General features: G+C 70.2%; 4 protein-coding genes. All 4 read left to right on the forward strand.

Annotated elements, in window-relative coordinates; translation table 11 throughout:
* The first annotated feature begins 65 nt into the window (after positions 1-65).
* Entirely contained in the window at positions 66-227 is a 162-nt protein-coding gene (locus WA805_RS10395) for a hypothetical protein (RefSeq protein ID WP_425242237.1), read from the forward strand.
* Positions 228-275: 48 nt separating this feature from the next.
* Positions 276-2,507, forward strand: a complete 2,232-nt coding sequence (locus tag WA805_RS10400) for a hypothetical protein (protein ID WP_422289215.1) — start codon at positions 276-278, stop codon at positions 2,505-2,507.
* Positions 2,504-3,244: a phosphatase PAP2 family protein gene (locus WA805_RS10405; protein ID WP_425242238.1), complete on the forward strand. Its 741-nt coding sequence runs from the start codon at positions 2,504-2,506 to the stop codon at positions 3,242-3,244. Before WA805_RS10400 ends, WA805_RS10405 begins: the two co-directional genes overlap by 4 nt.
* 196 nt (positions 3,245-3,440) lie before the next feature.
* The coding region (locus WA805_RS10410) for a DivIVA domain-containing protein (RefSeq protein WP_425242239.1) at positions 3,441-4,576 on the forward strand (1,136 nt) is incomplete at its 3' end.

The following is a 4,576-nucleotide window of genomic DNA, read 5'->3' on the forward strand; positions in this document are numbered from 1 at the left end:
TGCGATCGCGACGAGCATAATCGCCGAGCGTTCGCCATAGCCGGGCGGTGAGGAGCTGGTGTGACTTGAGGATCGAGGCGGCGTTGGTCGCCGGGTTAAGCGGCGCCGGCATGCAGGCCGGGCCCGCGGTCTCGGCCGTGCTGCTGTACCGGCTAGCGACCTACTGGCTGCCGGTACTGCCGGGCTGGCTGTGCTGGCGGTCCCTGCAGCACCGGGGATATGTGTGAGCGCCCGACTGCGGACGCAGGGGCTGGCCCGATGAGGGAGGCGTCGCATTGAGCGAAAAGACGAAGACGATAACCACACCGGCTGGCACGGCGAGCCTTCCCCCGGGTCCCGCCGTGGCGCGGACGCCGCGCCACCGACGCCCGACCGGTGCGCCGCCGCCGCTGCCGCACCCGGTCTCGGTCACCACCAGGGCCTGGCTGATCCTCGCGGTTGTCGCCCTGGCCGGCGTGATCGTGATCTCGGTGCGGGCCCCATCGCTGCGGCTCGATGATCAGGTCAACACGGCGGTGCTCCGGTTTTTCGCTCGGGCCCGGACGCCGTGGCTGACCGACGTCGCCAGGGGGATCTCCGCCGTCGGCTCCGGCTGGGGAGCCACGGTGCTCGGGCTGTCGGCGGTCGTGCTGATAATCGCGTTCCGGCGCTGGCGGCACCTGCTGGTATTCCTGTGCAGCCTGTTCCTCCTCGAGGTCGCGATAACGCTGATCACCGCGGGGACCACCCGGCCGCGGCCTTATGGCGTGCTGATCATCGGTAACTGGACGGGGTATTCCACGCAGGCGGTCACGGTGGCGGTTCCCACGTTCTTGCTGATAAGCATCGCCTACTGCCTGGTCGTGCCGGGACGGCCTCGCTCATACGCGAAGGCGGCCATCGCGGTCATCGTGGCCATGGTCTGCCTGGCCCGCCTGTACCTGGCCGTCGATCACATAGATGACCTGCTGCTAGGTGTGGCTCTCGCCGTCGCGATCCCGGTCACCGCATTCCGTTTCTTCACCCCGAACGAGGTATTCCCGGTCGCCTACCGGAACGGCAACACCGCGCACGTCGATGTGACCGGCCGGCGCGGCGAAGCGATCCGGCAGGGCGTACGCGACCAGCTGGGGGTCACCGTCACCGGCATCACGCCGGTCGGGCTGGCGTCCTCAGCCGGCTCCACGCCGCTGCGGCTGCGGGTCGAGGGCGGCCCGGATGAGTACCTGTTCGGCAAGCTCTACACCAAGGGCCACGTCCGCGCCGACCGCTGGTACAAGATCTGGCGGACGATTTTGTACGGCTCCCTGGAGGACGAGCACCCCTTCCAGACCGTGCGGCGCCTAGCGGAGTACGAGGACTACGCCCTGCGCCTGCTGCAGGACGCCGGGATCGGCGTGGCCAGGCCCTACGGCATCGTGGAGATCACCCCCGAGCGGGAGTACCTGCTGGTCACCGAGTTCTTCGACGGCGCGGTGGAAATCGGCGACGCCGACATCGACGACCAGGTGATCGACCAGGGACTGCTGCTGATCCGCGCGCTGTGGGACGCGGGAATCGCCCACCGCGACATCAAGCCGGGCAACCTGATGGTTCGCGCCGGGCAGCTGCTACTGATCGACGTGGCCTTCGCCCAGGTGCGCCCCTCGCCGTGGCGGCAGGCGGTCGACCTGGGCAACATGATGCTGGTCCTGGCGGTCCGCACTGACCCGGGGCGCGTGTACCGGCAGGCGCTGAACTATTTCACCGAGGCCGAGCTCGCCGAGGCCTTCGCCGCCACCCGCGGGGTCGCCAGCCCGACGCAGCTGCGCGCCTTCATGAAACGCGATCCCCGGGACCTGCTCGCCGAGTTCCGCACACTCGCCCCGTCGCGGCGGCCGATCGTGTTGCAGCGCTGGAGCGTCCGGCGGGTCACCCTGGCCGCGGCCATGCTCGCCATCTTCGCTGTGCCCACCGTTTTCGGCATCGGCTTGCTGTTGCCGTCCGGAGCCTTCACCGGGCACGCACCCGGTTGCGGCACGGGCCATACGATGATCTTGGCGGCCCAGGCGGTTCCCTCGGCGGCCTTCCTGCCCTGCATCGCCGCGCTCCCGGCAGGCTGGACCACGGTCAACGCCGAGATCTCCAGCGGGCAGGCCCGCTTCGGGCTGGACTCCGGCTCCCTGGCCGGGGGCGGCGGCATCCGAATCGTGCTCGGCCAGCCGGTGCAGCAGCCGCAGACAGTGACGATCACTCTGACCGCGACCTGCGACATCGCCGGCGCCCGGCAGATCCCTTCGGACCAGCCCGGCATGCGCCTGTTCGAGCGGCCGCTGAGCGTGGTCCCGCGGTCCTCCGATGTTCGCTACTACACCTTCCCCGGCGGCTGCGCGACCTATCAGTTCGTCCTTGCGCCCGGCGCGTCCCCGGCCGTGACTACCGCTGTCGACGGCGCGGTGGCGTTCATGCCCCGGTCGGTACTGGTCAGCCATGTCCGCCGCACCGAGGGCCTGGCCCTGTGCGGGCAAGGTGCCGCATGCCCGGGATGACCCGTCCGGCCACGGCCCGGCGGCAGGAGGACGCGATTCTCGCCCACCCCCGGCGGGCCGCCTTCCTCACCGCCGGGGTGCTGGCGGTCACGGCCGTGGTGTTCGCCCTGGCCGCTGATCATGGCATGCTCGCCCGTATCCAGCGGCTCGATGATGCGTGGCTGCGGCTGATGATCTCCGGACGGGCGCCCGCGCTGACGGCGATCGCCAAGGTCCTCAACGTCCTCGGGCTGGTGTACGTCACGCTGCCGGTGCGGATCGCCCTGGCCGGGTTCCTGGCCCTGCGCCGCCAGTGGTGGCACCTGGCCGCTTTCGCCGCCGCCATCGTGCTGTCGGAGGTGCTGATCGGCTCGCTGAAAGGCATCTACGACCGGGCCAGGCCGCCCGGGTCTCTGGTCGTCACGAGCGGCGCGTCGTTCCCGTCCGGACACGCCATCGCCGCCTCGGTCACCGTCGTCGCGGCGGTCATCGCCCTGATCCCCGCGGGGAAGCGGCGCACCTGGTGGGGCGCGGCCGCGGTGGCGTTCTCGATCGTGATGGGGCTCTCCCGCGCCTACCTCGCGGCCCACTGGCTCTCCGACGCCACCGCCGGGATCCTGCTCGGCACGTCCTGCGCCCTGGTGACCGCCCTGATCGTCGACCAGTTCCAGCGACGGCGCAATAGGCCGCAGAGGCCCGCCGGGACGCAGTTTCTGGCCGGCGTCCCCCCGCCCCATCACGCCGAGGACAGCCGATGACCGGCAGGAATCCGGCCCGCACCGAGCGCGGCGCCGACGACCTCCGCATGTAGGGCCCGCCGACATCCCAGAATGAGAGTAGTGTGCGTGTCACTGGGCGGGAGCCTGAGGCCCGCGGTGCGAATGACACGCCCGGTCACCTGCCGCAAACCCGTGAATACCCCGTCCTCGTCACGTCTAGCGAGGATCAGGCGATATGCAACCAGACACCGACGCCCTGCTGACCAGCCTCTTCGAAGAAGCTCCGCCGCGTGAGTTCGTGACGTCGATGCGGGGCTATGACCGTCACCAGGTCGACGAGCACATCAGGCAGATCGAAGCCGAAGTTCGGCAGCACCGCGAGCAAGTCCAGGCCATGCAGCGGGAGCTGGCCGAAGCCCACCGCCAGTTCCATGAGCGGGAACGACCTGCCTATGCCGGCCTCGGTGCCAGGATCGAGCAGCTGCTGCGGCTTGCCGAGGAACAGGCAACCGAGGTGGTCCAGACGGCTCGATCGGAAGCCAACGAGATCAAGGCCACGGCCAAGGTCGATGCGGCAGAGCTGCGGGCCGGCGCTGACAACGATGCTGCCGAACTGGGCGCGAACGCCAAGCGCGAGACCGACGAGCAACAGGCCGCCATCCAGCGCGAGGCCGACTCGATCAGGACTACAGCCCGGCGCGAGGCCGGCGAGCTGACCTCCGGGACCGAGCGCGAGGCCGCCAAGCGCCGTGCCGCGGCCGACCACGAGGTCGCGGAGAAGCGGGCCACGGCCGAGGGTGAAATCGCCAAGCTGCGCACAAGCGCCGAGCGCGATGCCGCCCAGCTGCAGGCGACTGCCAAGCGCGAGCGGGACGAGATCCTCACCACCTCCAAGCGCCAAGCTGACGAGATGCGCAGCCATGCGCAGGGGATCCTGGAGGAGAGCGAGGCCCAGCGGGCCCAGGCGGAAGCCGAGTTCGAGATCCGGTTCGCGGCACGCAGGGAACAGGCCGAGCGCCGGGAGGCCGAACGGCTCGCAGCCGCCCAGTCTGCGACGCAGGAACTCGTGTTCACAGCCGAGCAGCGCGCCTCAACCGCGGAGCAGCGGGCAGCGAAGGCCAGCGCCCAGGCCGACCAGGCTCGCCGGGACGCCGACCAGCACGCCAGGCAGCTGGTCGGCAACGCAGAAAAGAATGCCGACCAGATCGCCGGCCAGGCCAAGACCCAGGCCGAGCAGTTGCTCGCCGAGGTCAACGCCGATGCCGGACGCCGCCGCGCTGCTACCCACCGCGAGGTCGACGACCTCACCAGGCAGAGGGACAGCATCGCCAGCCACCTCGCGCAGGTGCGCCAGTTGCTGCCAGGCATGAA

Origin of the sequence: Trebonia sp. (assembly GCF_049794275.1) — a bacterium.
Classification (GTDB): domain Bacteria; phylum Actinomycetota; class Actinomycetes; order Streptosporangiales; family Streptosporangiaceae; genus Trebonia.